Here is a 24,341-nt window from a genome sequence, read left to right on the forward strand (position 1 = left end):
AAGGCGCCGCCGCGGGGCCGGGATCACCTCGCCCGTGGCAGGTCTTCACCGCCGTGCCGGGACGGCGCTCCCGGCGTGCCCGGGGGCCTGGCCCTGATCAGGCCCGCGGCTCGGCCTCGATGGCGCCGACCTGGTCCGGGTCCTCCGGGGCGGGCATGTGGCGGATGCTGTCGCTGCCCTTGTGGTCGTGGGCGCGGGTGTACTGGGTGTCCAGCACTCGGCCCAGCTTGTGCGCCGCGCCGGCGTAGGCGTCGTCCACGGTCGCCGCGTGGTGGGTGACCGCGACCGGTTGCTTGCCGCCCGGCCGGGCCTCGATCACGCACTTCTTGTCCTCCGGCTTGCTGCCTCCGTCTTCGCTGAGGTGCACCTCCACCCGGGTCAACCAGCCGCCGAACCGGGAGAGGGCGTTCTCCAGGTCGGTCGTCACATAGGTGGCCAGTCCTTCGCCACCGTGGATGTTGTGGTCGGTGTTGACCTGGATCTGCACGAGCACCCTCCAAAGCGGGACAGCGATGAACTCCTGCAGTACCACCGGGGCGGCCGGCTCAAACCCGGTGCCGCATTGCCGTGCGTGTTTTCCGCCGCGCTGATTCTCGTCCGAAGGCCGGGAGCGGCGAGGGACGCGGTGAGGCGATGGAGCGCGATGACGGGGACGAACCGACGGCAACGCACTCGAGCACGCGGATCACACGGTGAGGACGAGCTTGCCCCGCAGGTGGCCGCGCTCGAGCAGCCGGTGGGCGTCGGCGACGCGCTCGAACGGGAACGTCTCCTGCACGTGGACCCGGAGCTTGCCCTGCTCGACGAGGTCGGCGAGCCCGCGCAGGGCAACGGGGTCGGGGTCGACCCCGATCCCGCTGAAGCGCCGGCCGGCCGCCTCGAACTCGGCGGCGAGCTCCGCGTCCTCCTCGGCGACCGCCGTCACCAGGTGGCCTCCCGGGCGGAGCACACCCAGCGACCGCCCGGCGGTGTCACCGCCGATCGTGTCGAGCACGACGTCGATGTCGCGGACCGCCTCGGCGAAGTCGACCGCCGTGTAGTCGATCACCTCGTCGGCGCCGAATCCCTCGACGAACTCCCGTTTGCCCGTACTGGCCGTCGCGATCACGTGCGCGCCGAGCGCTTTCGCGAGCTGGATCGCGACGTGGCCGACCCCGCCGCCACCGCCGTGGATCAGGACGCGGTCGCCCGCGGTCACGCCGGCGATGTCGACGAGGCCCTGCCACGCCGTCAACCCGACTACCGGTAGCGCCGACGCCTCGACGTGCGACAGCGACGCCGGTTTGCGGGTCAGGTGCAGTGCCGGCGCCGACACGAATTCGGCGTACGCGTTGGCCGCCCGGGGGAACAGCGGCATGCCGAACACTTCGTCGCCGGGCCGGAACCGCCACGCCTGCGCCTCTTCGACCACACCGCTGATGTCCCAGCCGAGGGTGAACGGCGGCCGGCCGAGCAGCGGGAATTCGCCGGCCCGCAGGCGCGCTTCGAGCGGGTTCAGCCCGATCGCCTTGACCCGGACGAGCACTTCGGTCGGGATTGCCCGGGGTGCGGGCGCGTCCACGACGGTGAGCACCTCGGGACCGCCGAGCTTCTGCTGGGTGATGACTCGCATGATTCTCCTGGCTCTCTTTCTCGGGCGACAAACCCAGGCTAGGTTTCCCATGGGAACCGCCAGGTACCTTTGGTTCCATGAGCGGTTTCGGTTCCGGCGATCTCTTTCTCGCCGACTGCCCGGCGCGGCTGGCGCTCGACCTGATCGCCGACAAGTGGACGGCGGTCGTGCTCTACGGCCTCAGCCAGGGCCCGGTGCGCCACGGCGAGCTGGTCGCGCTGATCGGCGGCATCTCCCGCAAGGTGCTCACCCAGACCCTCCGGCGGCTCGAGGCGCACGGACTGATCCGCCGCCACGCCTACGCCGAGGTGCCGCCCCGCGTCGAGTACGAGCTCACCTCGCTCGGAGCGACGCTGATCGAGCCGATCCACGTGCTGACCGAGTGGGCGAGGGCGAACGGCGAGGCCGTGCTCGACGCACTCGACGCCGAGCCGGTCGCCCAGGGCGACTGAGGCCCTGGGGCACCGGACAGCGACGGTCGTTGTCCTGGCTCGGCCTCGCGCAGCACTACCAGTCGTGAAACCCGGCGGACCGGTTGTTGACACCGTTGGCTAATGTCACTAGCTTAAAGCTATCGAAGTTAGCCAACGCGGGGAGAACGTCATGACCGAGCACCTGAGCATCGCCGGCAACACCATCGCCTACGACCTGACGGGGGAGGGGCCGCTCGTCGTGCTGGCGCACGGCATCGGCGACAGCCGCCACTCCTACCGGTTCCTCGCCCCGGCCCTGGCCGCGGCGGGGTACCGGGTCGCGAACGTCGACATCCGCGGGTGCGGTGACTCCGGCCTCGGCTGGGACGGCTACAGCCGCACCGACATCGCCGGTGACCTGGTCACCCTCGTCCGGCACCTCGGCGGGCCGGCCGTGCTCGTCGGGCAGTCGATCAGCGGGGGCGCCGCGACCATCGCGGCCGCCGTCGCGCCCGAGCTGATCGCCGGGGTCGTCGAGCTGGCGCCGTTCACCCGCGCGCAGTCGTTCGACCTCGGCGGGCTGCTGCGGGTGAAGCGCTTCCGGGCCGGCTACACCCAGATGGCGCAGGTCATCATGCGGGGCAAGGTGGCGAACTGGAAGAAGTACCTCGACGTCGCGCTGCCGGTCAAACCCGCCGACTGGGACGCCGAACTGGCCCGCATCGAGGCGAAGCTGAGCGAGCCGGGCCGCATGGAAGCATTGCGGGCCATGTGCAAGACCAGCCCGGCCGACGCCGGGAAGCAGCTGCCGAACCTCCGGTGCCCGGTCCTGATCGTCGAGGGCAGCCTCGACCCGGACTGGGCCGACCCGCGCGCCGAGGGCGAGAAGATCCTCGCCGATCTGCCGCGGGGTCTCGGGGAACTGGTGGTCGTCGACGGCGCCGGGCACTACCCGCACGTCCAGGCGCCCGAGCGGGTCGCCGAGCTGACCCTGCCCTTCCTGGACCGGACGCTCGCCCGTGCCTAGGGCCGGGCTGACCCCGGCGGCGGTCACCGAAGGCGGCGCCGCGCTGGTCGACGAGGTCGGGTTCGCCCAGCTCAGCATGGGCCTGCTCGCCGAGCGGCTCGGGGTCCGGACACCGTCGCTCTACAAGCACGTCAGCAGCCAGGCCGAGCTCGCCCACCGCATCGCCGTCCAGGCCATGACCGAGGTCTCCGCCGCCATCCGCGACGCGACCCAGGGCCGGTCCGGCAGCGAAGCCCTCGCCGCCGGCGCGCAAGCGATGCGCGGTTACGTCAAGGCACACCCCGGCAGGTACGCGGCGGCCAACGCGGCTCGCGCGACCGGACCCGGCGACCCGCTCGTCGCCGCGGGCGACCAGGTGCTCGCGTCCTGGGCGGCGATGCTGCACGGGTACCGGATCGACCCCGCCCAAGAGGTCCACGCGTTGCGGCTGGTGCGCACCGTCCTGCACGGGTTCGCCACCCTGGAGGAAGCGAGCGGGTTCCAGATCGCCGTCGACGTGGACGCCACCTTCACCTGGATGATCGACTTCGTCGACCGCGGCCTGCGGGCCTTGGGCGACACGCCCTGAGGTCACCGCCGGCGCTCACGGCAGCGGCAGTGTGAGCCGGAAACACGCGCCTTCACCCACGGCGGTCTCCAGCTCGACGTCGCCGCCGTGGGCCCGGGCCAGGGAGCGCGCGATCGCCAGGCCGAGGCCGGCGTCGGCGCCGCCCGAACGGGTGCGGGCCCGGTCGGCGCGGTAGAAGCGGTCGAAGACGCGGCCCGCCTGCGCGGCGGTCAGGCCCGGGCCCTGGTCCGCGACTTCGAGCACCGCCCGGCCGCCGGCCGTGCCGACGCCGATGCGGACCGCGGTGCCCGGCGGGGTGTGGGCGGCGGCGTTGCCCACCAGGTTGGTGACGACCTGCCGCAGCCGCGCCTCGTCGGCGTGGACCGGTGCCGGGCCGGGCAAGCCGGTGCCGCCCGGTCCGGTGAGCTCGACCGGCCGGGCCGGGTCGAGGGCGCGCAGGTCGTGCCGGGCGTCGCCGGCGAGGGTGCGCAGGTCCATCGGCGCCCGGTCGAGCTGCCCTTCGGGCGCGTCGTCGAGCTGGGCGAGCAGGAGCAGGTCCTCGGTGAGGGCGGTGAGCCGGGTGGCGTCGCGGTCGATGCGGCTCATCACCTCGTCGACGTCGGCCCGTCCCGGCAGCGCCCCCATCCGGTAGAGCTCGGTGGAACCCTTGATGCCGAACAGCGGCGTGCGCAGCTCGTGGCTGACGTCGGAGACGAACTCGCGCATCCGGGCTTCGGACGCGGACCGGTCGGCGAAGGCCCGTTCGAGCTGGCCGAGCATCGTGTTGAGCGAGGCCGCGAGGTGCCCGATCTCCGTCCCGGGCGACGCGAGGACGGGCACGCGGCGAGTGAGGTCGCCTTCGGCGATCGCGGCCGCCGTGTGCTCGATCCGGCGCAGCGGCCGCAGCCCCCGGCCGAGGGCGAACCAGCCGACCGCGGTCAGCAGGACCAGCAGCACGGCGCCGCCGATCAGGCTGCTCGAGCGGAGCTGGGCGATCGTGGCGTCGGCTTCGGCGCGCGGCGCGGCCGCGAGGACCGTCCCGTTCCAGCCGACGGTCGGCCGGGCGACGGCGCGCCAGCGTCCCGAGCCGTCGGCGGCCGGCAGATCCACCGCGGTCCCGTCGGCGGGCACGGCGCGCAGCGCGCTGTCGGCCGGCAGCGCGGCGGTGTCGAGGCGGGTGGAGTGGATGCCGCCGGCGACCGAGCCGTCGGCGTCCAGGTACACCAGGTACGGCGTGCCGAACAGGTCGAGGGCGGGATCGAGGAGTTCGGGCCGCGCGTTCGTGTTCTCGAGCCCCGGCGGCCCGGCGGCCGGCACCCGCGAGATCAGCCCGGTCAGGGAGCCCAGCTGACCGTCGAGGCGGTCGAGCTGGTAGCGCTCCACGTGGTCGGAGACGACCGCGCCGATCAGGCCCAGCCCGGCCAGCAGCAGCCCGGCGGTGAGCAGCAACAGCCTGGCCCGCAACGAAAGCCGCTTCACCGCCGGGGCTCCCGCAGCACGTAGCCCACGCCGTGCACGGTGTGGATCAGCTTGGGCTCCCCGGTGTCGGCTTTCCGGCGCAGGTAAGAGATGTAGGTGTCGACGATGCTGGCGTCGCCGCCGAAGTCGTAGCGCCACACGCGGTCGAGGATCTGCGCCTTCGACACCACGCGCCCGGCGTTCTCCATCAGGTAGTGCAGCAGCCGGAACTCGGTGGCGGAGACGCGCACGGGCCGCCCGTCCCGCGTCACCTGGTGCCCCTCGACGTCGAGGGCGAGGGCGCCCACCGTCAGCACGCCGGCGAGCTGACCGGTGGTCCGGCGGAGGATCGCGCGGATCCGCGCGATCAGCTCCGCCAGGTCGAACGGTTTGGTCACGTAGTCGTCGGCGCCGAGGGACAGGCCGGTGACCTTGTCGGCCTGGCGGTCGCGCGCGGTGAGGAACAGGACGGGCACCGGGGCGTGCCGCTCGCGCAGCCGCCGGACGACCTCGAAGCCGTCCATGTCCGGCAGCATGACGTCGAGCAGCACCAGGTCGGGCGGCTGCGCGGTGGCCGCGGCGACGGCTTCGCCCGCCGTCGCCGCGGAGGTCACCTCGAAACCGGCGAACCGCAGCGCGGCGGAGAGCAGCTCGCGGACGGTGGCTTCGTCGTCGACCACCAGCAGCCGCCCGGACGTCATCGCTTCCATGCCCGCGAGGATACGGAGATCGCGCCGGCGAGCAGGCCGCTCGCGAACCCCGCCACCGCGCCGGCCGCCAGCGCGAGCAGAGGATTCGCGGACAGCCTCCCGTCGAGGACCGGGATCGGCAGCCCGAACGCCGTGACGCCGAGGTCGACGGAAACCCGGGACAGCAGCGTCACGACCGCCAGCGCACCACCCGTCACCGCGGCGAACACCCCGGCGCGGCGTAACAAGCCACCGGAGCCGGACCGCGTGGCGACGACGACGGCGCAGGCCGTCAGCACCACCACCGGCACCCAGATCCAGGCGCCACCCGGCTCGATCCCGTGGACAGCACAGGAAAGCACGCCGCCGGACGTCACCGTCCACGGCACGCCGAGCCCGAGCACCAGCGCGCCGGCCACCGCCTGCGGCAGGGCGAGCAGGACGATTCCGGCCGCCGCCGCGCCGCCGAACACCCCCGCGACGAGCACGCCGCAGGCGGTGAGCACCCCGAATGCCATTGCGGCCCAACGTAATCCCGGCACGACGGCCGGGAACCGCCCGGCGAGCGCGCACGACCCGGCGACCACGAGCGCCCAGACCGCCGCAGCCGCCACCGTCGGCAGGAAGGCCGCGGAGAACCCGGCGTCGACCGCTCCGCCCAACCGCGATGCCGCGCCCGTGCCCGCTCCGCACACCGACCCACCGCCCGAATCGCCCGGCATCCGAAGAGCCAGATTTCCCTTTGACAGCAGGGAGATCGCGGCCAGACCGACCACAACGGCGACGGCCGCGCTCGTGGCACGGACGGCCAGCCCGTCCCGGCCGTGCCGCAGCACCAGAGCCCCGAGCACCACCGCGCCCGCCAGGGAGACACCCAGCGGCAGGACGTCGACGGCGCCGTGCACGGTGACCGGCAGCGCGCCGGACGGGGTCGCGACGACGTCCGCCGAGCCGCCCACGGCCAGCGCGACAACCGTCGCCGTCAGCGCCGTGAGGTCGCCGAACCGCCCGGCGCCGAGCAGCAGCAGGGCGGCCAGCGCGATGGCCGCCATGACGAGCAGGGCGGCGGCCGCCGCGCCCAGGCCCCGGCGGACGTCCCGCATCAGACGTCCCGGCGCCGGAAGACGGCGAACGCGACGGCCAGCACAGCGGCGACGCCGAGACACAGCCCGCCGAGGTTCAGCCACGGGTGCGGGAACCCGGGATCGGGCACCGTCTTGAGGACCTCGGCCGCGCCCAGCGTCGGCCAGTAGCGGAAGAGACCCTGGAGCCACCCGGGGAACGCCCCCGCGATCCCGGGGATCAGGAAGACGATGCCCACCAGGGTGGCGAACGCGCCCGCCGTGGCCCTTGCGAGCACGCCGAGACCGACCGCGAGCAGCGCGATCGCCGTCAGGTAGACGCCGCCGCCCGTCACCGCGGAGAGCACGCCGGGATCGCCGAGGCCCGCGTTCGGCGCGTCCTGCAGGGCGAAGACGGCCTGGCCGAGGAAGAAGGCGGCGAACATCAGCGCCTGGCCGGCCACGAGGGCGACCGCCGCGGCCACCATCACCTTGGCCACCAGCGTCCGGTGCCGGCGCGGGGTGGCGATGAGCGTCGTCTGCATCAGCCCGGTCGCGAACTCCGCGGTGACGACCAGGATGCCGAGTACCCCGACGACCAGCTGGGCGACGACGTACGACATCAGGCTGCGCCCGGCCGGGTCCCACGCCTGCTGGTCCGCGAGCGTCGCGCTCGCGTACCCCTTGCCGGCGGCGTTCGCGGTCAGGGCGGTGATGCCGAGCCCGGCCACGAACAGGCACGCCAGGGTGAACCAGGTGGAGCGCAGGCTGCGGAGCTTGATCCATTCCGCATGAACGGTGCGGACGGTGTGGGTGAACGCGTTCATCCGGCGACCCCCTGGTACTCGACGCTGTCCTTGGTCAGTTCCATGAAGGCGTCCTCCAGCGAGGCGCGCTGCGGGGTGAGCTCACCGAGCGCGACGCCGTGGTAGGCGGCGAGCTTGCCGATCTCCGTGCTCGACAGGCCGGAGACGACGAGCGAGGACTCGAGGCCGTCCCGCACCGTGGCTCCGGCGGCGGTGAGCCGCAGCGCGAAACCCGGGTCGGGCGTGCGGACGAGCACGGTGCCCGCACCGCTCGCGCGCATCAGCTCCCCGACGCCGGTGTCGGCGATGAGCCGGCCGCGGCCGATGACGACCAGGTGGTCGGCGGTCTGCGCCATCTCGCTCATGAGGTGGCTGGACACGAGCACCGCGCGGCCGTCGCGGGCGAGGGACCGCATGAAGTCCCGGATCCAGCGGATCCCTTCGGGGTCGAGGCCGTTGACCGGCTCGTCGAAGATCAGCACCCGCGGGTCGCCGAGCAGGGCCGCCGCGATGCCGAGGCGCTGCCGCATGCCGAGGGAGAACCCGCCGGCCCGCTTGCCGGCGACGTCCTCCAGCCCGGTCCGCGCGAGCACCTCGCCGACCCGGCGCCGGGGCAGGCCGTTGCTCACGGCGAGGGCCAGCAGGTGGTCGTGGGCCTTCCGGCCGCCGTGGACGGCCCCGGCGTCGAGCAGCGCGCCCACTTCGGTGAGCGGCACGGGAAGGTCCCGGTGGCGGCGGCCGCCGATGGTGGCCGAGCCCCGGGTCGGTGCCGCCAGGCCCAGGATCATCTTCATGGTCGTGGACTTGCCGGCGCCGTTCGGTCCGAGGAACCCGGTCACCTGCCCGGGTTCGACGGTGAACGAGAGGTCGTCCACCACGGTGTCGGGCCCGTACCGCTTGGTCAGGCCCCGTACGTCGATCGTGGTCATGGGGTGAGCGTGACCGGCCGATCCGACCGGTTCCTGAGAGCTTCTGGGAGAACTCTGTGAATCCGGCGTCCACGGTGGAGGCCGCGCCGTGCGTCCACAAGGAATCGAAACGCTCGGGGGCTCAGTGTGGCGGCGCGGTGAAGGCCCGGGCGCCGCGGACTGACCCCTCGTGGTCTCCGCTTATTCGGAGGGTCGGGAAGCCTCTTCACCGACATCCACCGCGTCGAATTGTTCGATGGCGTGCGGAATCCGGAGGACGACCGGGCCGCGAACGCACACGGCGTGGTGCCCGGCACCGGTTTCGCGACCCGGACGGACGGCGGTCTGCACCCGTCCGAGGTCACGATTGACCACGTCGACCGGGCCTCGGTCACACTCCGTGCCCGATCGGGCGATACCGGTTACTCAACCGCAACCTACGTGTCATGCCCGGGATCTGGTTTTGTACCGTTCACTCCGGGTAAATTGATTCCGGAGGAAACCCACGGTGGTGTTCTCGCCATCGGCGAACAGCTCAACGAACGCTATTCCGCGCGGCTGAAATGCCGCGTAGTCGTCCGACCCGTCCAGAATGCGTGCGGGCCGGGCGAAAACGTCTCGGGTGATGGTCGAGAATCCTGCCGCCGCCCGGCTTTCCCGTCATCCAGGCGGAATCCCCGCCTCGTCGAATCGACCCTCCGGCCGGTCCGGGGTGCCGATCGGAAAGCGGTACCCGGGGATGGCCGCGGCCTGCCGATCCGTTCGGTGGTGCCGATGCGCCGTCACGAAGTGAACGACAACGGAATTCCCTGCATACGTCGAAGACGGATGGCTGACTCACTCATGTCGCGAAGCACGGCTTGACGGAGCTCGACGCTCCGGACCTCAAGGCCCAGGAGGAGCGATGTCCCGTGCCACCACGGTTTCCACCGTCGTGATCTTCATCTTGGCGTTGAACCTGCGGCCGGCCGTGACCAGCCTGGGCGCGGCCCTGCCGGACATCTCGGTCGCCGGTTCCCTGGTCGCCGCGGTCCTCGTGGCCCTGCCCCTGTGGGCGATCGGTCTCGGCGGCTGGGCGACCCCGTGGTTGTGCGGCCGCGCCGGAACCCACCGGACCGTCACCTTGTCCCTGATCGGGCTGGCGGGGGCGTTGCTCGGGCGGGTCCTCGGCGGCCCGATCCCGCTGCTGGTCGGGACGGCGCTGGCGTGCCTGTCCATCGCCGTGCTCGGCACCGTGCTACCGCTGCTGGCCAAGGGATCCGCGGCCTACCCGCTCGGGCTCGGGCTGGGCAGCACGGCCGGGGCACTGATCACCCCCGTCGCGGTGCTGTCGTCGTCGTGGCGGGTCGGCCTGGGCCTGTGGGCGTTCGTGGCCTTGCTGTCCCACCGGGTGTGGCGGCGCACGCCCGGCGAGTTCGTGGCGCCGCGGCGGGCCTCCGGGCCGGTGCGGGCGCGGGCCCTGACCCTCCACTTCGGACTCATCTCGACGGTGACGTTCCTGGTCATGGGCTGGCTCCCCGGGATCCTGCGTGACGGGGGTGTCTCGCCCACGACCGCGGGCGCGTGTCTCGCGGTGTCGATGGCCATGGGGCTGCCGATGATGTGGCTGGTGCCGGGCTGGACCCGCAGGTGGCGCAACCAGACCCTGCTCGTCGTCGTCCTCGCCGCGCCCAACGTCATCGGCGTGGCCGGCCTGCTCGTCGCGCCGGCGGCCGCGCCCTGGGTGTGGGCCGCGGCGACCGGCATGGGCATGGGGTCGCTGGCGTTCGTCCTGACGACGATCTCGTTGCGCAGCAAGGAAGGCTCGCTCTCGCTGTCCGCGGTGGTCCAGGGAGTGGGGTACGTGGTCGCCGGCTTCGGGGTGCTGGCGTGCGGCTGGCTGCACACGCACACCGGTGGCTGGCGGATGCCGTTGCTGCTGGTGCTGGCGATCCTGCTCGGCCAGGTGCTCAGCGGGCACCTCTCGGTGTCGCGTCGGGCCACGGTGATCCCGTTCCCGTACCGGTTCCCGCTCCGGCCCCGGCGGGGCATCATCCCCGAGGTCCCGCTGCGGCCCCCGCGGGAGATCCCCGACGTCGGGGCCTGACGCGCGGACCGGCGTCGCCGGCCGACGCGACATTGATCACTCCGGCGGCCGGCCGCCCGGGTCGGTCACGCATGATGCACGGAGATGGTTGACGACTTTCGCCTGCGCTCGGTCGCCGTGGCGGCGTACGGGCCGGCGGCCCTGTTCGGGCTGTCCGAGGGAGCCGTGCTGCCGGTCGTCGTGCTGAGCGCGATCGACCGCGGGGCGAGCACCTCCACGGCCGCGCTGATCGCCGCGCTGCTCGGCGTCGGGTCCCTGGTCGCGAACATCCCGGCCGGGATGCTGGCGACCCGGTTCGGCGAACGCCGGTCGATGCTCCTGGCGGCGGCCGTGATGGTCGCAGGCGTCCTGACCTGCCTGGTCGACCTGGGCCGCGGGCCGTGGTCGCTGCTGCTCTACGGCTGCGGGATCCTGCTGATCGGGGCGGCGAGCGCGGTCTACAGCCTGGCCCGCCAGTCGTACCTGACCGAGATCGTGCCGGCGCACATGCGGGCCAGGGCGTTGTCGACGCTGGGCGGGAGCATGCGCGTCGGCGTGTTCCTCGGGCCGTTCGCCGGGGCCGGGGCGATGCAGTTCGCCGGGCTGCCGGGCGCGTACTACGTGAGCCTGGCCGCGATCGTGGCGGGGGGCGCTCTGGTGTTCCGTGTGCCCGACCTGCAGGTCAGCGCCGGCGACCGGGCGGACGCGTCCGCCGTCACGACGCGGGGGATGCTCCGGCAGCGCTGGCGGGTGTACGCGACGCTGGGCGCCGGGGTCCTGTTGCTGTCGGCGATCCGGCAGACCCGCCAGACCGTGGTGCCGCTGTGGGCGGCGCACATCGGGCTGTCGCCGACGGCCGGCTCGATCGTCTACGGCCTCGCCGGCGCCGTCGACGCGCTGACGTTCTACCCGGCCGGGAAGGTGATGGACCGCCACGGCCGGCGGTGGGTGGCCGTGCCCGCGACGCTCGTGCTGGGCGTTTCCTTCGTCGCCATGCCGTTCGCGAGCGGCGCGGTCGCGCTGACGGTGGCGGCCATGGTGATGGGGTTCGGCAACGGCATCGGGTCGGGCATCGTGATGACGCTCGGCGCCGACGTGTCACCCCGGGTGGGGCGGCCCACCCACATCGCCATCTGGAACGAGCTCTCGGACATCGGCTCCGGGGTCGGGCCCCTGATCCTGTCCGCGGTGACCGCGCTGGCCGGCCTCGGCGCCGGAATCGTGGCGAGCGGCCTGGTCGGGTTCGCCGCGGCCGGGGCGTTGTGGCGGTGGATCCCGCGACCGCAGCGCCCCGGTCCTTAGCCGGGGCGTTTCGCGGCGGACACGGTGGTGTAGGCGATGTCCTGCCCCGCGCGCTCCCAGATCACGTCGGAGCAGTCCAGGCCCTCGGCGGAAAGCCGCCGCTTGACGACCTTGAACGTCGACGTCCGCGGCAGTTCCCGGACCGTGCGCACGTACCGGGGCACCTGTTTGGGCCCGAGATCCGGCTGACCGGCGAGGAACCGGCCGAACCCGGCGGGGTCCACGGGGGTGCCGTCGGTGACGATGGCGGCCATCACCTGGTCCCCGGTCACCGGGTCGGGCACCGCGTAGACGGCGGTGTCGACGATCGCGGGGTGGCGCAGCAGGATCCGCTCGATCGGCGCGGTGCCGAGGTTCTCCCCGTCGACGCGCAGCCAGTCGCCGAGCCGCCCGGCGAAGAAGCAGAACCCGTCGGCGTCGGCGTAGGCGAGGTCACCGGTGTGGAACCGGCCGCCGCGCAGCCGTTCCGCGTCGGCCCCGGGGTCGCGGTAGTACCCGGCGAACCAGCCGGCGCCGGTGGTGTTGACCAGTTCGCCGACGGCCTCCTCGGCGTTGACCAGCCGGCCGTCGGGACCGAATTCGGCGGGTGGGCACGGCCGGCCGGTGTGCGGGTGCACGATGGCCACGTCGTCGGCCGGCCGGCCCAGCGAGCCGGGCGGGGTGTCGTCGGTGCGGGCGAACCCCACACCGCCCTCGGTGGAGCCGAACGCGTCGACGACCTTGCAGCCGAACCGCTTCTCGAACGCGGCCAGGTCGGCGCTCGCTCCTTCGTTGCCGTAGACGAGGCGCAGGGGGTTGTCCGCGTCGTCCGGACCCGGGGGAGTGGCGACCACGTAGGACAGCGGTTTGCCGACGTAGTTGGCGTAGGTCGCACCGAACTTCCGCACGTCGGGCAGGAAGCCGGAGGCGGAGAACCGGCGGCGCAGGGCGATGCCCGCGCCCGCCGCGAGCCCGACCGCCCAGCCGGCCATGATGGCGTTGGAGTGGAACAGCGGCATCGTGACGTAGACGGTGTCCGAGGCGGACAGCCCGAAGCGCCGGGCGAGCATCGCGCCGGGAAACGCGATCTTGCCGTGGGTGCAGCGCACGGCCTTCGGGTCGCCGCTGGTGCCCGAGGTGAAGATCAGCATGAGCAGGTCGTCCGCCGCCGCGGGCACGGGATCGAGCGGCGCGTTCGCCGTCGGCGGTGACTCGAGGTCCCGCACGTCGATCCCGCCGAGGTCCAGTCCCTTCAGGAGGGGCCGGTACTTCCGCTCGGCGAGCACGAACTGGCAGTCGGCGAGCCGGACGTCCCGCGCGAGGGCTTCCCCGCGGCGGGTGGGGTTGAGCCCGACCAGCACCGCCCCGGCGAACGCGCAGGCACCCAGGAGGACGGAGAACGCCGGCACGTTGTCGGCCAGAACGCCGACGTGCGGCGGTTTGTCCCAATCCACCGCCTCCCGCAGCTCGGCCGCGCGGCGTGCCGACGCCCGGACGTGCTCGGCCCAGGTGCAGGTCTCGTCCTCGAACCGCAGGCCCGGGCGCTCGTCTCCGGCGCGGGCCAGCAGCAGCTCGGTCACGGTCGGGACGCTCATCCGCGGACCTCCCGGCACCGTGGGCAGAACTGAAACACGTTCTATTTCTACCACGGTGATCGTCGCGGGGCCACCGTGCCGGTGAGCCCCGTGCCGACCCGTTCGTATAACGAACTATACGTCCGCTCTCGTGGCGCTTGCACGGCGTCCGGCACAGCGGGCGTCCCAGCGGTGTCCCACGGGGGTGGCGTTCCCGCTGGTCCGGTGGGGTGGGACTGTCCCGGCGTCCCGAGTCGGCCGCCGACCGGCGACCGGCGGGGGTGACCGCTGCCAGCCTGCTCGCCATGCAAAGACTCGCTCTGGCCGTCGCGGTGCTGCTGGTGTTCCCCGCCGCGACCGCCGCCACGGCCATCACCACCGCCGCGGCCGCACCCGTCGCGGTGTGCGGGCACACCAGCTCCCAGCCCACCTTGAAACAGGGGGCGACCGGCACCGAGGTCGCCGAGGCCCAGTGTGAACTGAACCTGGCGACCAAGGCGAGCAAGTACACACCCATCGGCGCGGACGGCTCCTTCGGCCCGGCGACCGACGCCCGGGTGCGCGTGTTCCAGGCGTGCGCCGCGTTGGGCGTCGACGGCGAGATCGGGCCGAACACGTGGGCCGCGCTGAACTCGTGGGCCGCGCGGCCGAAGAAGTGCGCCACCCAGGGCACGGCGGGCACCGCGCAGAGCGTCGTGTGCGGCCTGTCCACCGCCCGCCCGACGCTGCAGAGCGGGTCCACCGGCGTGGACGTCGAAGAACTGCAGTGCCGGCTGAACCTCGCCATGGAACCCGGCCACTACCCGCCGCTGACGGTGGACGGCAGCTTCGGGGACGGCACCCGCAACCGGGTGATCCAGTTCCAGCACTGCGTCAACGCCAGTGCCGACGGCGTCGCCGGGCCCACCACCTGGTCGAAGGTCGCCGACTGGTCCAGCCGCAACACCTACTGCGTGCCACCGAAACCCGCCGGGCACCCGATCGACGGCGTGGACACGGCGAAGTACCAGCACCCCGGCGGCGCGCCGATCAACTGGGGCGCGGTGAAGGCGTCCGGCGTCGAGTTCGCGACCGTCAAGGCGACCCGCGGCCTGAACGTCACCGACGAGTACCTGGCCACGGACCTGCCCGCCGCCCGCAACGCCGGCCTGGCCGTGGGGCCGTACCACTTCTACACCGGCACCACGGCGGGCACCGGCGGCGCGCAGGCGGACCGGTTCATCGCCGCGGTGCGGGCCACCGGGTACACCGGCAAGCGCGCCGGTGACCTGCCGCCCGTGTTCGACCTGGAGTGGAAGGACGACGGCTCCGGCGGCTGCCCGCCGTACGTCACCGTCGCCGACGCCAAGGCCTGGCTGGACAAGGTGGCCGCGGCGTTCGGCCGGACCCCGATCATCTACACCCAGAAGTCGTTCCTGGACGCGTGCCTGGGCGGCACCACGGCGTTCGCCGCCTATCCGATGCAGCTCGCCGACTACCGCCAGTCCGTCACGCAGCCGGCCCTGCCCGCCGGGTCGAGCACCTGGCTGATGTGGCAGTACACCGACGCCGCTATCGCCGACGGCATCCCCGCGCCGGCGACCGGCGACGTCTTCAACGGCACCCAGGCCGCGCTCGACCAGCTCGCCAACCGCTGAATCCCGGCCCGAAATCCCGCCCGAAATCCCGCTAGGAAAGGACGAGAATGAGTCTCCCCATGAGCCGCCGCACGCTGCTCCGCAGCGCGGCGGTGATCGGCACGGCCTTGGCGGTCAGCCCGTTGCTGCTGCCGGGTGTCGCCCAGGCTTACCCGTGGTCCCGCACCCTCGCGGAGGGCAGCACCGGCGCCGACGTGACCGAGCTCCAGATCCGGGTCGCGGGCTGGGCGGCCGACTCTCCCAGCCACAGCCGGGTCTCGATCGACGGCGAGTTCGGCCCCGGCACGGCCGCGGCGGTCCGCCGGTTCCAGGCGGCGTACGGCCTGGGCGCGGACGGCGAGGCCGGCCCGGCCACCCAGGCCGCGCTCAACGCGCTGGAGCAGAGCGACGGGTCCACCGCGCACTTCAACTTCAGCGAGTTCACCGACCGGGTGAGCGGGACCTTCAACGGCGGCAAGGTCAGCGCGGCCACCGCCAAGGAGAACGCCCGCCGCTGCATGTACAAGCTGGAGGCGGTGCGCAAGAAGCTCGGGAACAAGGCGATCACGGTGAACTCCGGGTTCCGCAGCATCGCGCACAACGCGGAGATCGGCGGCGCCAGCGACAGCATGCACATGTACGGCACCGCGGCCGACCTGGACGTGCCGGGCGTGGCCAACAAGACCGTCTACCAGAAGGCCGAGACCAGCGGGTTCTCCGGCCTGGAGACCTACAACACCGATCACCAGCACGTGGACAGCCGGGCCGACCTCGGTCGCGCGTGGTGGTGGGAGAACGGGACGGTCTGACCCTCGGCCGGGGCCGGACGCCGGAAACCCTGGGGGGTTTCCGGCGTCGGGGGGATCCCCGGACCGTGCCGCGAAGCCCGCGTCCCCCGGCCCCTCCCCGGCCTGGCGGGCGCGGGCTTCGCCCTCCCGAGACGCAATACGGCAGCGGGCTCGATACGGCGGAGGGTGCTGCTGGCGACTTCGTGGCGAGGTGCCGGTGAGCGGTCTGCCGCGGCTGGTCGTGAGTGTTTAGGGCGGTTCTAACCGCCCTAAACACTCACGAGGGCCGCGGCAGACTGCGGAAGCGGGATTTGCCGGCAGCATCGGCAGGAGGCTCAGTGCGTCAGGGGGTTCTGGAGGGCCGCCGAGCAGGACGGCCAGTCGTGGAAGTCGTGGCGCGCGCTCCACAGGCGGTGCGCCGCGTCGATGTTCCAGGCCGGGTCGAACGCCTGCCGCGGTGTGCCGCCCAGGTCGAGCAGGCGGCTGTCGGAGATCTGGAAGATCCCCCAGTTGCGGCTGCCGTTCGTGTTCGGCAGCACCCACAGCGGATCGAGGAAGGACGCGCAGCGGGCGATCGCGACCGCGGTGTCCGGCGCTTCGGTGAACACGGCCCGGATCCGCTGCTCCACCATCGCCGCCGACCAGCCCGCGAGGCTGGTCCGGTGGTCGTAGAGCGCGTTCTTGGTGGCTTCGTCGACGACGCCGCGAGCGGGCAGGCCGGCCATGATCTGGAACGCGGTGACCCGGCGCAGTGTCTCGGGGCCGAACGAGCCGTCGACCGAGAGCCGCCCCTGGGCCGCGACCAGCAGGTTCTGCACCTCGGTGACGCACTCGTCGTGCTGGCCCATGCTCACCGGCGGCTGGCAGGCCGGGGAGAACAGCACCCGGTCGGCGTACCGGCCGGGGGCCTGTTCGGAGCCGGCGGCGGTGACCCAGACCAGGCCGCCCGCCAGCAGGGCCACGATCGCGATGGCCACCGCCGCGTACCCGCGCCTGCGTGGCGACCACCCGACCGGCGACGCGGCGTCCTCACCGGGGGCCGGCGCCGCGGCCGGCGGCTCGACGTGCCCCGGCGGCGCCTCGTCGACCCGGCCGGCGTCGGCCAGGGCCCACAGCTGGTGCAGTTCGCGCAGTTCGTCCGCGGACGCGCCGCAGACCTTGGCGAACGAGTGGACCACGCGGTAGTCGGCGGGCACGCTCTTGCCCGAGCAGTACCGGTGCAGGCTGGAGCCACTGGCCCCGGCCTGCCGGCCGAGCCGTTCGTAGCCCTGCCCGTTGCGGTCCTTCAACATGCGCAGGTAGGCGGCGAACTTGTCCGTCTGCGGGGTCACGATCGCTGGTACACCTCGCTCGGGCGGCGGATGACGGAGGGGAAGCTAGCACCGTACCGCCGGGCGCCGGTCGGATTCCGGCGGATTGGGCCACACGGCGGATTACGGCCCGCCCGGGTGGGGGCGCCCGGCGTTTCCCGCGCTACGGCTGGTTCGCGGCCTGCTTGACGGTCCGGATCACGGGCGCCGTCTCGATGTGCGTGATCGCCGGCAACGCCGCCACGCGGGTCGTCAGGTACCGGTACAACGCGGTTGCTCGACGCGTTCGCCGAGGTCGCCGATCTCCGGCCGGACCGGGAGAACCACGCGGCTGACCGGGTCCACGATCGGCTAGGGGGCGACGGCCGGGTGCCGTGCGAAGAGTTCCGCGGTGGCCGGCTCGTGCCCGGGCACCCCGATCAGGGAAAGCACGGTGCCGGTGGCGGTCCGGGCGTCCGGGGCGCGGTGGGCGGCGAGCTCGAGGACGTCGTGGTCGAGGGCGGTCGCGGCGTGGGGGATGGCCAGCACGGTCATGCCGGCCGTGTGCGCCGAGCGGATGCCGGAACCGGAGTTCTCGACGGCGAGGCACCGGTGCGGCGGCACGCCGAGGCGGTGCGCGGCCAGGAGGTACGGGTCCGGTGCGGGTTTGCCGTGCGCGACGTCGTCACCGGTGACGATCGTGCGCAGGTGCCGGGCGAGGCCCGACGCGGTGACCGCCGCCCGGACGTAGCGCCCGGGGGAGGCCGACACGAGACCGACCGGGCCCCGCTCGGCCGCGGCGGTGACCAGCCGCGCGGCGCCGGGGAGCAGGCCGAACCGGCCGAACTCGACGGCGGCGACCATGCCTTCGACACATTCGGCGACGGCGGATTCCGGCGTGAGGTCCGGGCAGCGGTCGGCGAGGTAGCCGCTCCAGTGCGTGGTGCCGGTGCCTTGGATCGCGGTCCGGTCGTCGCGGGTCCACGCGTGGCCGTGGCGGGCGGCGACGGTGCCGATGACCAGGGTCCACGTCGTCGCGCTGTCGGCCAGGGTCCCGTCGAGGTCGAAGACGGTGGCGGCGAGCATCAGCGGGCCGCCGCGATCTGCTCGATGGACACGACCTTCGGCCACCGCCGGTCGGCCAGGGCACGCGGCCGGGCGACGCGGCCGTCGTCGTTGCACACCTCCCTGATCACGGCGACCGGCGCGAGGCCGCGCCGGCGCATCGGCTCGACCGCGGCTTCCGTGCGGCCGCGTCGCTCGGCGAGGCCGCCGGGGCGGGCGCGCAGCGGGAAGACGTGTCCCGGCCGGCAGAGGAGGCCGGGTGTGGTGGCGGAGTCGGCGAGCAGGCGCAGCCGGTCGGCGAGCTCGGCGGCCATCGGCGCACAGAGGAGGCCATTGGTGTGGCGCATGGAGAACGCGAGCGCCTGCGCGGGAACGGCGAGACTCACAGTCGGTCCTTTCGGGGGTGCCGGGCCGGGCGCGAACCTCGGATCAGGTGCCCTTCATGATCGACACGCCGGGGCGCGCCGCGCACTCCGAAGTCCGGTCGGCAACCCGAACCAGTGAACGCCGCGGCAGTCCCGCGCAGTACCGGTCGGTAACTTGTTGCGGGCATATCAAAAAGCGCATACGTGCCGGCAACGGCGCGCTGGGTTGACTGGCGGGCATGACCTCCAGCGAACCGGCGCGCACAGCGGACCGCCGCGGCCGGGCGCCGGCGCCCTGGTCCTTCGCCGCCGTCCCGGGTATGGGCATCACGGTCTACGGGTGCGGCCGGGACGAGGCCGCCCTGATCCGGGAACTGGCCCCACGGCTCGGTGTCGTGCCGACCATCACGGAGGCCTCGGTCGCCGAGGCCGGCGTCGGCTCGACGGCCGGAAACCGCTGTATCAGCGTGGGCCACAAAACCCGGCTCTCCGACGGCACTCTGCTCGCGCTCAGCCAGGCCGGCGTGCGGTACGTCTCCACGAGAAGCATCGGCTACGACCACATCGACGTGAACTACGCGGCGAGTGTCGGGATTTCCGTCGAGAACGTCGCCTATTCGCCCGACAGCGTGGCCGACTACACGCTGATGCTGATGCTGATGGCGGTACGGGATGTCAAAGCCACCCTCAGACGCGCGGACGTCCACGACTACCGGCTCAGCGACACTCGCGGGAAGGAGCTGCGCGATCTGACCGTCGGGATCGTCGGCACCGGACGCATCGGCGCGGCGGTCGTGGACCGGCTGCGGGGCTTCGGATGCCGGATGCTGGCCTACGACAGCCGTCCCGAAGCCGCCGTCGAGTACGTTCCCCTCGACGATCTGGTGCGGCAGAGCGACATCGTCACGCTCCACACCCCGCTCGACGCCGGCACCCACCACCTCCTGAACCGTCGGCGCATCGAGCTGCTGAAACGCGGCGCCTACGTCATCAACACCGGACGCGGACCGCTCCTCGACACCGAAGCCCTCGTTTCGGCGCTGGAGAGCGGCGAACTGGGCGGCGCGGCACTGGACGTCGTCGAAGGTGAAGACGGCATCTTCTACGCGGACCACCGGGACAAACCCGTGGCCAACAGCTTGCTGTCGCGGTTGCAGGAGCTGCCGAACGTCGTCATCAGCCCGCACACCGCCTACTACACCGGGCACGCCCTACGGGACACCGTCGAAAACTCCCTGGTCAACTGCGTGAACTTCGCCAGCAGAAAGCAGCAGTGGATATGAAGCTCGGAATCGTCTTCGGGGGCACCTCCGAAGAACACCTCGTGTCCGTCAAGTCCGCGCGGGAGGTCGCGAAGAACCTCGACCCCGACCGGTACGAGCCGTACTGGATCGGGATCACGAAGAGCGGCGAATGGAAGCTCTGCGACAGCCCGGACGAGGACTGGGAAACCCGTGATTGCCGCCCGGCCGTGCTGTCGCCGGACCGCGGCGTCCGCGGCTTGCTCGTCCTGGAGGAGGGCCGCTACCGGGCGATCGGCCTGGACGTCGTCCTGCCCGTGCTGCACGGCACGCTCGGCGAGGACGGTGCGCTGCAAGGCCTGCTGGAGCTTTCCGGCATCCCGTACGTCGGTTGCGGCATCCCGGGTTCCGCGCTGTGCATGGACAAGTCCCTCGCCTACGTCGTCGCCGGCAGCGCGGGCATCGCGACGCCGGACTTCCGGGTCGTCCCGGCGCACGAGAACCCCGATCCCGATGAGCTCACCTATCCCGTCTTCGTGAAGCCGGCGCGCTCGGGATCGTCGTTCGGCGTCAGCAAAGTAGCCGGCAAAGAGGACCTGCGGGGCGCGGTGGAAGCCGCGCGGCAGTACGACTCGAAGGTGCTGATCGAGGGGGCGGTCGCCGGTCGCGAGGTCGGCTGCGCGATCCTCGGCGACGACCTCGAGCTGACCGCCGGCGAGGTGGACCTGATCTCGCTGTCCCACGGGTTCTTCCGCATCCACCAGGAAAGTGCGCCGGAAAGCGGTTCCGAGAACTCGACGATCACCGTGCCCGCGCCGATCTCCGCGGCGGCACGCTCGCTCGTCCAGGAGACGGCGAAGGCGATCTACCGGGCGCTGGGGTGCACGGGACTGTCGCGAGTGGACATGTTCCTGACCGAAGCCGGGACCGTGGTCCTCAACGAGGTCAACACCTTGCCCGGCCTGACGTCCTACAGCCGTTACCCGAGGATGATGGCGGCCGCCGGGCTGCCCCTCGCCGAGGTGATCGACCGGGTCGTGTCGCTGGCGCTGACGGGAAAAGACCGGTGAACGACGACTTCGTCTTCGTGGACGAGCACGTGCCCGGGCTGCGCTGGGACGCCAAGTACGCGACCTGGGACAACTTCACCGGCAAACCCGTGGACGGCTACCTGGCGAACCGGATCGCCGGCACGACGGTGTTGTGCGCGGCGCTGGAGGACGCGCGGGAGAAGGCCGCGCCCCTCGGCTTCGGCCTGCTGCTCTGGGACGGTTATCGCCCGCAACGAGCTGTGGACTGCTTCCTGCGCTGGTCGGCCCAGCCGGAGGACGGCCGGACGAAGGCACGCCACTACCCGAACATCGACCGCGCCGAGATGGTCGGAAAGGGTTACGTGGCCGCCAGATCGGGCCACAGCCGGGGCAGCACCGTCGACCTGACGCTCTACCACCTGGCCACCGGCGAGCTCGCGGCGATGGGCGGCGGCCACGACCTGATGGACGAGCTCTCCCACCACGACGCACCAGGAATCACGCCGGCCGAGGCGGCCAACCGCCGGCACCTCCGGTCCCTCATGGAGTCCTGCGGTTTCCGCTCGTACGAGGTCGAGTGGTGGCACTACACCCTGGCCGACGAACCTCATCCGGACCGCTACTTTGACTTTCCCCTCGCTTAGCCCCGCCCCGCGGGTCGTGGTCGCCGGCGGCCATTCGGCCGGGCACATCGAGCCGATGATGAACTTCGCCGACGCGCTGGGCCGGCTGGCGGACCCGGCCGGGATCACCGCGCTCGGCACGGTCCGCGGCCTGGACACCACGCTCATCCCGGCTCGCGGCTACCCCCTCGAACTGATTCCGCCGGCGCCGCTGCCGCGCGAGCTGAACCGGGACCTGCTGCGGACGCCGGGCCGGCTGCGCGACTCGGTGCGGGCGGCCGGGGCGGTGCTCGACCGCGTGCGGGCCGAGGCCGTGGTGGGCTTCGGCGGCTACGTCGCCATGGCGGCCTACCTCGCCGCCCACCGGCGGGGCCTGCCGATCGTCGTCCACGAGGCGAACGCCCGGCCCGGCGTGGCCAACCGGCTGGCGGCCCGGCTGACGACCCACGTGTTCACCGCGGCGCCGGGGGTCCGGCTGGCCCACGCCACCGCCGTCGGGATCCCGCTGCGGCAGGCGATCACCGGGCTCGACCGAGCCGCGCTGCGCGACGCCGCGCGGCAGCGTTTCGGCCTGCGCCCCGACGGTCCGGTGCTGCTGGTCACCGGCGGTTCGCAGGGCGCCCGGACGATCAACGACGCCGTGTCCGGCGCGGCCCCGGCGTTGCGCGCGGCCGGCGTGCAGGTCCTGCACATCACCGGGGCGCGGCACGCCGCCGAGGTGCCGGACGGCGACCCGCCGTACGTGATCGTCCCGTACGTCGACGAGATGCGGTACGCCTACGCCGCGGCCGACTTCGTGCTCTGCCGCTCGGGGGCGATGACGTGCGCCGAACTGGCCGCCGTCGGCCTGCCCGCCGCGTACGTCCCGCTGCCCCTGCGCGGCGGTGAGCAGCGGCTGAACGCCGAGCCGGTCGTCGCGGCCGGCGGGGGGCTGCTCGTCGACGACGCCGGCCTCGGCCCGGCCTGGCTCGCGACCACCCTGATCCCGGTGCTCACCGACCCCGGGCGGGTGGCGGCGATGGCGGCCCGCGCGGCCGCGGCGGGCGCGCCGGACGGTGGCGACGTCCTGGCCCGGCACGTGCTCACCGCGGTGGCCGGGCGGCGAGCAGCTGCACGGTGACGCGGAGACCGCCGTCGGGCCGGGGGGTGAGGTGGAGGATTCCGTCGTGCGCCCGGATGATGCTCTTGACGATCGCCAGCCCGAGGCCGACCCCTTCGCGGTCGCCGCGGATGCGTTCGGTGCCGCGCTGGAACGGCTCGGTGAGGGTCGAGACCAGCTGTGGACTGAGCTTGTCGCCGGAGTTTTCGACGGTGAGCACGACGAACCCGGGGCGGACGGCGGTCTCGAGCCGCACGGTGCCGTGGCCGGGGAGGTTGTGCACGATGGCGTTGTGCAGGAGGTTCGTGGTCAGCTGCAGCAACAGCGCGGGTGAGCCGTCGGTCGGGGTGATGTCTCCGGACGTCTCGACCGTGACGTCGTGCTTCTCCGCGAAGGGCAGGAGGATCTCGGCGGCTTCTTCCGCGATGAGCGACAGGTCGACGGGTTCCCAGCTGAAGGACCGCTGCTCGGTGCGGCTGAGCAGGAGCAGGGCCTCGGTGAGCTCGATCGCGCGCTTGTTGACCGTGTCGAGGCGGTCGATCAGCTCGAGCTGGTCCCGCGCGGGGTCGTCGCGGGCGACGTCGAGCAGGGCCTGGGTGGTCGCCAGGGGAGTGCGCAGTTCGTGGGACGCGTTGGCCGCGAACCGCCGCTGCTCGAGGACGTGCGTTTCGAGCCGGGCGAGCATGGCGTCGAAGCTGTCGGCGAGCTCGCGGAACTCGTCCTGCCGTCCCGGCAGCCGGATCCGGTGGGAGAGCGACCCGTTCGCGGACAGGCGGGTGGCCTCGGCGATCCGGCTGAGCGGGGCGAGCATGCGGCCGGCGAGCAGCCAGCCGCCCAGCAGTCCGAACACCAGCAGGAACACCAGCACCACGATGGCCGCCGAGCCGAAGACACCGGGGCCGAAGTTGTGGGGATCCAGGGCGCGCGCGACGTTGGGGAAGCTGGGCGCGAGCATGCTCATGGGTGTGCCTCGCAGCAGGAACACCCACACCGCGGCGAGCAGGAAAGTGCCGGCGAGCATGAGGAAACCGGCGTAACTGAGGGTGAGTTTGAGGCGGACGCTCAACCCGGGCTCCCTAGTCACGCTCGGCTCCCTCGTGCGGCGGCGCCACGTCGATGCGGTACCCGGCGCCGGCCACGGTGGTGATGACCCAGGGCTCGCCGAGGCGTTTGCGCAACGCCGACACGGTGATGCGCACGGCGTTGGTGAAGGGGTCGGCGTTCTCGTCCCACGCCCGTTCCAGGAGCTCTTCGGCGCTGACGACGCCGCCTTCGGCCGTGACGAGGACTTCGAGCACGGCGAACTGCTTCCGGGTGAGCGCGACGTAGCGGCCGTCCCGGTAGACCTCCCGGCGGAAGGCGTCCAGCCGGAGGCCCGCGATCTCGCGCACCGGCGGCCGGGCGTGCGCGCGCCGGCGGTCGAGCGCCCGCAACCGCAGGACCAGCTCCCGCAGCTCGAACGGCTTGGTGAGGTAGTCGTCGGCGCCGAGCTCGAACCCGGACGCCTTGTCGTCGATCCGGTCGGCGGCGGTGAGCATCAGGATCGGCATGCCGCTGCCGGAGGCGACGATGCCCGCGGCGATCTCGTCGCCGGAGGGTCCGGGGATGTCGCGGTCGAGCACGGCGATGTCGTAGGAGTTGACGCCCAGCAGTTCCAGCGCGGTGTCGCCGTCCCCGGCGACGTCGGCGGCGATCGCCGCCAGGCGCAGCCCGTCACGGATGGCCACCGCCAGGTAGGGCTCGTCCTCGACGATCAGCACACGCATCCTCCGATGCTACGAGC

Annotated in this window: 24 protein-coding genes and 2 pseudogenes; 12 read left to right on the forward strand and 14 right to left on the reverse strand. The window is 72.7% G+C overall.

Annotated elements, in window-relative coordinates; translation table 11 throughout:
- Nucleotides 1–97: 97 nt before the first annotated feature.
- Together OG494_RS07675 and OG494_RS07680 are read right to left on the reverse strand one after the other, a co-directional pair.
- On the reverse strand, nt 98–493 hold the full coding sequence (locus OG494_RS07675; RefSeq protein WP_328453348.1) for an HPF/RaiA family ribosome-associated protein: 396 nt from the start codon (nt 491–493) through the stop codon (nt 98–100).
- Nucleotides 494–685: 192 nt separating this feature from the next.
- Nucleotides 686–1,612 (reverse strand): NADP-dependent oxidoreductase, encoded by a 927-nt coding sequence (locus OG494_RS07680; protein ID WP_328453350.1) that lies wholly within the window; start codon nt 1,610–1,612, stop codon nt 686–688.
- Nucleotides 1,613–1,689: 77 nt separating this feature from the next.
- Between OG494_RS07680 and OG494_RS07685 the strand changes: the two genes are divergently transcribed.
- The 3 genes from OG494_RS07685 (at nt 1,690) to OG494_RS07695 (ending at nt 3,620) form a co-directional block, all read left to right on the forward strand.
- A complete protein-coding gene (locus OG494_RS07685; RefSeq protein WP_328453352.1) occupies nt 1,690–2,064 on the forward strand; it encodes a winged helix-turn-helix transcriptional regulator in 375 nt (124 codons plus the stop codon).
- A 151-nt stretch (nt 2,065–2,215) separates the two neighbouring features.
- A complete protein-coding gene (locus OG494_RS07690; protein WP_328453354.1) occupies nt 2,216–3,052 on the forward strand; it encodes an alpha/beta fold hydrolase in 837 nt (278 codons plus the stop codon).
- The gene (locus OG494_RS07695) at nt 3,045–3,620 is read left to right on the forward strand and encodes a TetR/AcrR family transcriptional regulator (RefSeq protein WP_328453356.1); all 576 of its coding nucleotides are present in this window, start codon (nt 3,045–3,047) and stop codon (nt 3,618–3,620) included. Before OG494_RS07690 ends, OG494_RS07695 begins: the two co-directional genes overlap by 8 nt.
- Nucleotides 3,621–3,635: 15 nt before the next feature.
- On the opposite strand, the gene OG494_RS07700 is transcribed toward OG494_RS07695, so the two are convergent.
- Genes OG494_RS07700 through OG494_RS07720 form a run of 5 tightly spaced genes read right to left on the reverse strand, consistent with a single transcriptional unit; the run spans nt 3,636 to nt 8,542 of the window.
- Nucleotides 3,636–5,078: a sensor histidine kinase gene (locus tag OG494_RS07700; RefSeq protein ID WP_328453358.1), complete on the reverse strand. Its 1,443-nt coding sequence runs from the start codon at nt 5,076–5,078 to the stop codon at nt 3,636–3,638.
- Nucleotides 5,075–5,758, reverse strand: coding sequence for a response regulator transcription factor (locus tag OG494_RS07705; protein WP_328458894.1), 684 nt, complete (start codon nt 5,756–5,758; stop codon nt 5,075–5,077). Before OG494_RS07705 ends, OG494_RS07700 begins: the two co-directional genes overlap by 4 nt.
- Nucleotides 5,755–6,849 carry a streptophobe family protein gene (locus OG494_RS07710; RefSeq protein ID WP_328453360.1) on the reverse strand — a complete coding sequence of 365 codons (1,095 nt, stop codon included), beginning with the start codon at nt 6,847–6,849 and terminating at the stop codon, nt 5,755–5,757. Before OG494_RS07710 ends, OG494_RS07705 begins: the two co-directional genes overlap by 4 nt.
- The gene (locus tag OG494_RS07715; protein ID WP_328453362.1) at nt 6,849–7,634 is read right to left on the reverse strand and encodes an ABC transporter permease; all 786 of its coding nucleotides are present in this window, start codon (nt 7,632–7,634) and stop codon (nt 6,849–6,851) included. Before OG494_RS07715 ends, OG494_RS07710 begins: the two co-directional genes overlap by 1 nt.
- Nucleotides 7,631–8,542 (reverse strand): ABC transporter ATP-binding protein, encoded by a 912-nt coding sequence (locus OG494_RS07720; protein WP_328453363.1) that lies wholly within the window; start codon nt 8,540–8,542, stop codon nt 7,631–7,633. The genes OG494_RS07715 and OG494_RS07720 overlap by 4 nt, the downstream gene beginning before the upstream one ends.
- A 240-nt stretch (nt 8,543–8,782) precedes the next feature.
- Between OG494_RS07720 and OG494_RS07725 the strand changes: the two genes are divergently transcribed.
- The 3 genes from OG494_RS07725 (at nt 8,783) to OG494_RS07735 (ending at nt 11,888) form a co-directional block, all read left to right on the forward strand.
- Complete coding sequence (locus OG494_RS07725) at nt 8,783–9,385, forward strand: hypothetical protein (protein WP_328453365.1); 603 nt, start codon at nt 8,783–8,785, stop codon at nt 9,383–9,385.
- Nucleotides 9,386–9,425: 40 nt separating this feature from the next.
- Nucleotides 9,426–10,607, forward strand: a complete 1,182-nt coding sequence (locus OG494_RS07730; protein ID WP_328453367.1) for an MFS transporter — start codon at nt 9,426–9,428, stop codon at nt 10,605–10,607.
- Between the two features lie 84 nt (nt 10,608–10,691).
- On the forward strand, nt 10,692–11,888 hold the full coding sequence (locus tag OG494_RS07735) for an MFS transporter (protein ID WP_328453369.1): 1,197 nt from the start codon (nt 10,692–10,694) through the stop codon (nt 11,886–11,888).
- Here OG494_RS07735 and OG494_RS07740 read toward each other — a convergent pair.
- Nucleotides 11,885–13,462 carry a long-chain-fatty-acid--CoA ligase gene (locus OG494_RS07740; protein ID WP_328453371.1) on the reverse strand — a complete coding sequence of 526 codons (1,578 nt, stop codon included), beginning with the start codon at nt 13,460–13,462 and terminating at the stop codon, nt 11,885–11,887. The genes OG494_RS07735 and OG494_RS07740 overlap by 4 nt on opposite strands.
- A gap of 284 nt (nt 13,463–13,746) precedes the next feature.
- On the opposite strand from OG494_RS07740, the gene OG494_RS07745 reads away from it, so the two are divergent.
- Both OG494_RS07745 and OG494_RS07750 read left to right on the forward strand, forming a co-directional pair.
- The gene (locus tag OG494_RS07745) at nt 13,747–15,078 is read left to right on the forward strand and encodes a GH25 family lysozyme (protein ID WP_328453373.1); all 1,332 of its coding nucleotides are present in this window, start codon (nt 13,747–13,749) and stop codon (nt 15,076–15,078) included.
- Between the two features lie 47 nt (nt 15,079–15,125).
- Nucleotides 15,126–15,866, forward strand: coding sequence for a D-Ala-D-Ala carboxypeptidase family metallohydrolase (locus OG494_RS07750; RefSeq protein WP_328453376.1), 741 nt, complete (start codon nt 15,126–15,128; stop codon nt 15,864–15,866).
- Nucleotides 15,867–16,180: 314 nt separating this feature from the next.
- On the opposite strand, the gene OG494_RS07755 is transcribed toward OG494_RS07750, so the two are convergent.
- The 4 genes and pseudogenes from OG494_RS07755 to OG494_RS07770 all read right to left on the reverse strand — a co-directional run bounded on the left by OG494_RS07755 (nt 16,181) and on the right by OG494_RS07770 (nt 18,585).
- Entirely contained in the window at nt 16,181–17,176 is a 996-nt protein-coding gene (locus tag OG494_RS07755) for a helix-turn-helix domain-containing protein (protein WP_328453377.1), read from the reverse strand.
- 142 nt (nt 17,177–17,318) lie between these two features.
- Nucleotides 17,319–17,423, reverse strand: a pseudogene (locus OG494_RS07760) (AsnC family protein); the annotation flags it as partial.
- A gap of 83 nt (nt 17,424–17,506) precedes the next feature.
- The gene (locus OG494_RS07765) at nt 17,507–18,220 is read right to left on the reverse strand and encodes an HAD family hydrolase (protein ID WP_328453379.1); all 714 of its coding nucleotides are present in this window, start codon (nt 18,218–18,220) and stop codon (nt 17,507–17,509) included.
- Entirely contained in the window at nt 18,220–18,585 is a 366-nt protein-coding gene (locus OG494_RS07770; RefSeq protein WP_328453381.1) for a 3,4-dihydroxy-2-butanone-4-phosphate synthase, read from the reverse strand. The genes OG494_RS07765 and OG494_RS07770 overlap by 1 nt, the downstream gene beginning before the upstream one ends.
- A gap of 299 nt (nt 18,586–18,884) precedes the next feature.
- Between OG494_RS07770 and OG494_RS07775 the strand changes: the two are divergent.
- From OG494_RS07775 to OG494_RS07790, 4 genes and pseudogenes are all read left to right on the forward strand, one after another.
- Nucleotides 18,885–19,847 (forward strand): annotated as a pseudogene (locus OG494_RS07775) (D-isomer specific 2-hydroxyacid dehydrogenase family protein); the annotation flags it as partial.
- Nucleotides 19,844–20,875: a D-alanine--(R)-lactate ligase gene (gene vanA, locus OG494_RS07780; RefSeq protein ID WP_328453382.1), complete on the forward strand. Its 1,032-nt coding sequence runs from the start codon at nt 19,844–19,846 to the stop codon at nt 20,873–20,875. The pseudogene OG494_RS07775 and the gene vanA, both read left to right, overlap by 4 nt.
- Nucleotides 20,872–21,480, forward strand: coding sequence for a D-Ala-D-Ala dipeptidase VanX (gene vanX, locus OG494_RS07785; RefSeq protein WP_328453384.1), 609 nt, complete (start codon nt 20,872–20,874; stop codon nt 21,478–21,480). Before vanA ends, vanX begins: the two co-directional genes overlap by 4 nt.
- Nucleotides 21,461–22,579 (forward strand): UDP-N-acetylglucosamine--N-acetylmuramyl-(pentapeptide) pyrophosphoryl-undecaprenol N-acetylglucosamine transferase, encoded by a 1,119-nt coding sequence (locus OG494_RS07790; protein ID WP_442874390.1) that lies wholly within the window; start codon nt 21,461–21,463, stop codon nt 22,577–22,579. Before vanX ends, OG494_RS07790 begins: the two co-directional genes overlap by 20 nt.
- Here OG494_RS07790 and OG494_RS07795 read toward each other — a convergent pair.
- Both OG494_RS07795 and OG494_RS07800 read right to left on the reverse strand, forming a co-directional pair.
- Nucleotides 22,542–23,642, reverse strand: coding sequence for a sensor histidine kinase (locus OG494_RS07795; protein WP_328453388.1), 1,101 nt, complete (start codon nt 23,640–23,642; stop codon nt 22,542–22,544). The genes OG494_RS07790 and OG494_RS07795 overlap by 38 nt on opposite strands.
- Nucleotides 23,635–24,324, reverse strand: a complete 690-nt coding sequence (locus tag OG494_RS07800; RefSeq protein ID WP_328453390.1) for a response regulator transcription factor — start codon at nt 24,322–24,324, stop codon at nt 23,635–23,637. Before OG494_RS07800 ends, OG494_RS07795 begins: the two co-directional genes overlap by 8 nt.
- Nucleotides 24,325–24,341: the final 17 nt, after the last annotated feature.

Origin of the sequence: Amycolatopsis sp. NBC_00438 (assembly GCF_036026695.1) — a bacterium.
Classification (GTDB): domain Bacteria; phylum Actinomycetota; class Actinomycetes; order Mycobacteriales; family Pseudonocardiaceae; genus Amycolatopsis.

Excerpts from the sequence above, each read along its gene's own strand:
- OG494_RS07690 (WP_328453354.1), top strand. The coding sequence starts at position 2,216 with ATGACCGAGCACCTGAGCATCGCCGGCAACACCATCGCCTACGACCTG.
- OG494_RS07710 (WP_328453360.1), bottom strand. The coding sequence starts at position 6,849 with ATGCGGGACGTCCGCCGGGGCCTGGGCGCGGCGGCCGCCGCCCTGCTC.
- OG494_RS07720 (WP_328453363.1), bottom strand. The coding sequence starts at position 8,542 with ATGACCACGATCGACGTACGGGGCCTGACCAAGCGGTACGGGCCCGAC.
- OG494_RS07765 (WP_328453379.1), bottom strand. The coding sequence starts at position 18,220 with ATGCTCGCCGCCACCGTCTTCGACCTCGACGGGACCCTGGCCGACAGC.
- OG494_RS07730 (WP_328453367.1), top strand. The coding sequence starts at position 9,426 with ATGTCCCGTGCCACCACGGTTTCCACCGTCGTGATCTTCATCTTGGCG.
- OG494_RS07745 (WP_328453373.1), top strand. The coding sequence starts at position 13,747 with ATGCAAAGACTCGCTCTGGCCGTCGCGGTGCTGCTGGTGTTCCCCGCC.
- vanA (WP_328453382.1), top strand. The coding sequence starts at position 19,844 with ATGAAGCTCGGAATCGTCTTCGGGGGCACCTCCGAAGAACACCTCGTG.
- OG494_RS07715 (WP_328453362.1), bottom strand. The coding sequence starts at position 7,634 with ATGAACGCGTTCACCCACACCGTCCGCACCGTTCATGCGGAATGGATC.
- OG494_RS07750 (WP_328453376.1), top strand. The coding sequence starts at position 15,126 with ATGAGTCTCCCCATGAGCCGCCGCACGCTGCTCCGCAGCGCGGCGGTG.
- OG494_RS07735 (WP_328453369.1), top strand. The coding sequence starts at position 10,692 with ATGGTTGACGACTTTCGCCTGCGCTCGGTCGCCGTGGCGGCGTACGGG.
- OG494_RS07740 (WP_328453371.1), bottom strand. The coding sequence starts at position 13,462 with ATGAGCGTCCCGACCGTGACCGAGCTGCTGCTGGCCCGCGCCGGAGAC.
- OG494_RS07680 (WP_328453350.1), bottom strand. The coding sequence starts at position 1,612 with ATGCGAGTCATCACCCAGCAGAAGCTCGGCGGTCCCGAGGTGCTCACC.
- OG494_RS07800 (WP_328453390.1), bottom strand. The coding sequence starts at position 24,324 with ATGCGTGTGCTGATCGTCGAGGACGAGCCCTACCTGGCGGTGGCCATC.
- OG494_RS07685 (WP_328453352.1), top strand. The coding sequence starts at position 1,690 with ATGAGCGGTTTCGGTTCCGGCGATCTCTTTCTCGCCGACTGCCCGGCG.
- OG494_RS07705 (WP_328458894.1), bottom strand. The coding sequence starts at position 5,758 with ATGACGTCCGGGCGGCTGCTGGTGGTCGACGACGAAGCCACCGTCCGC.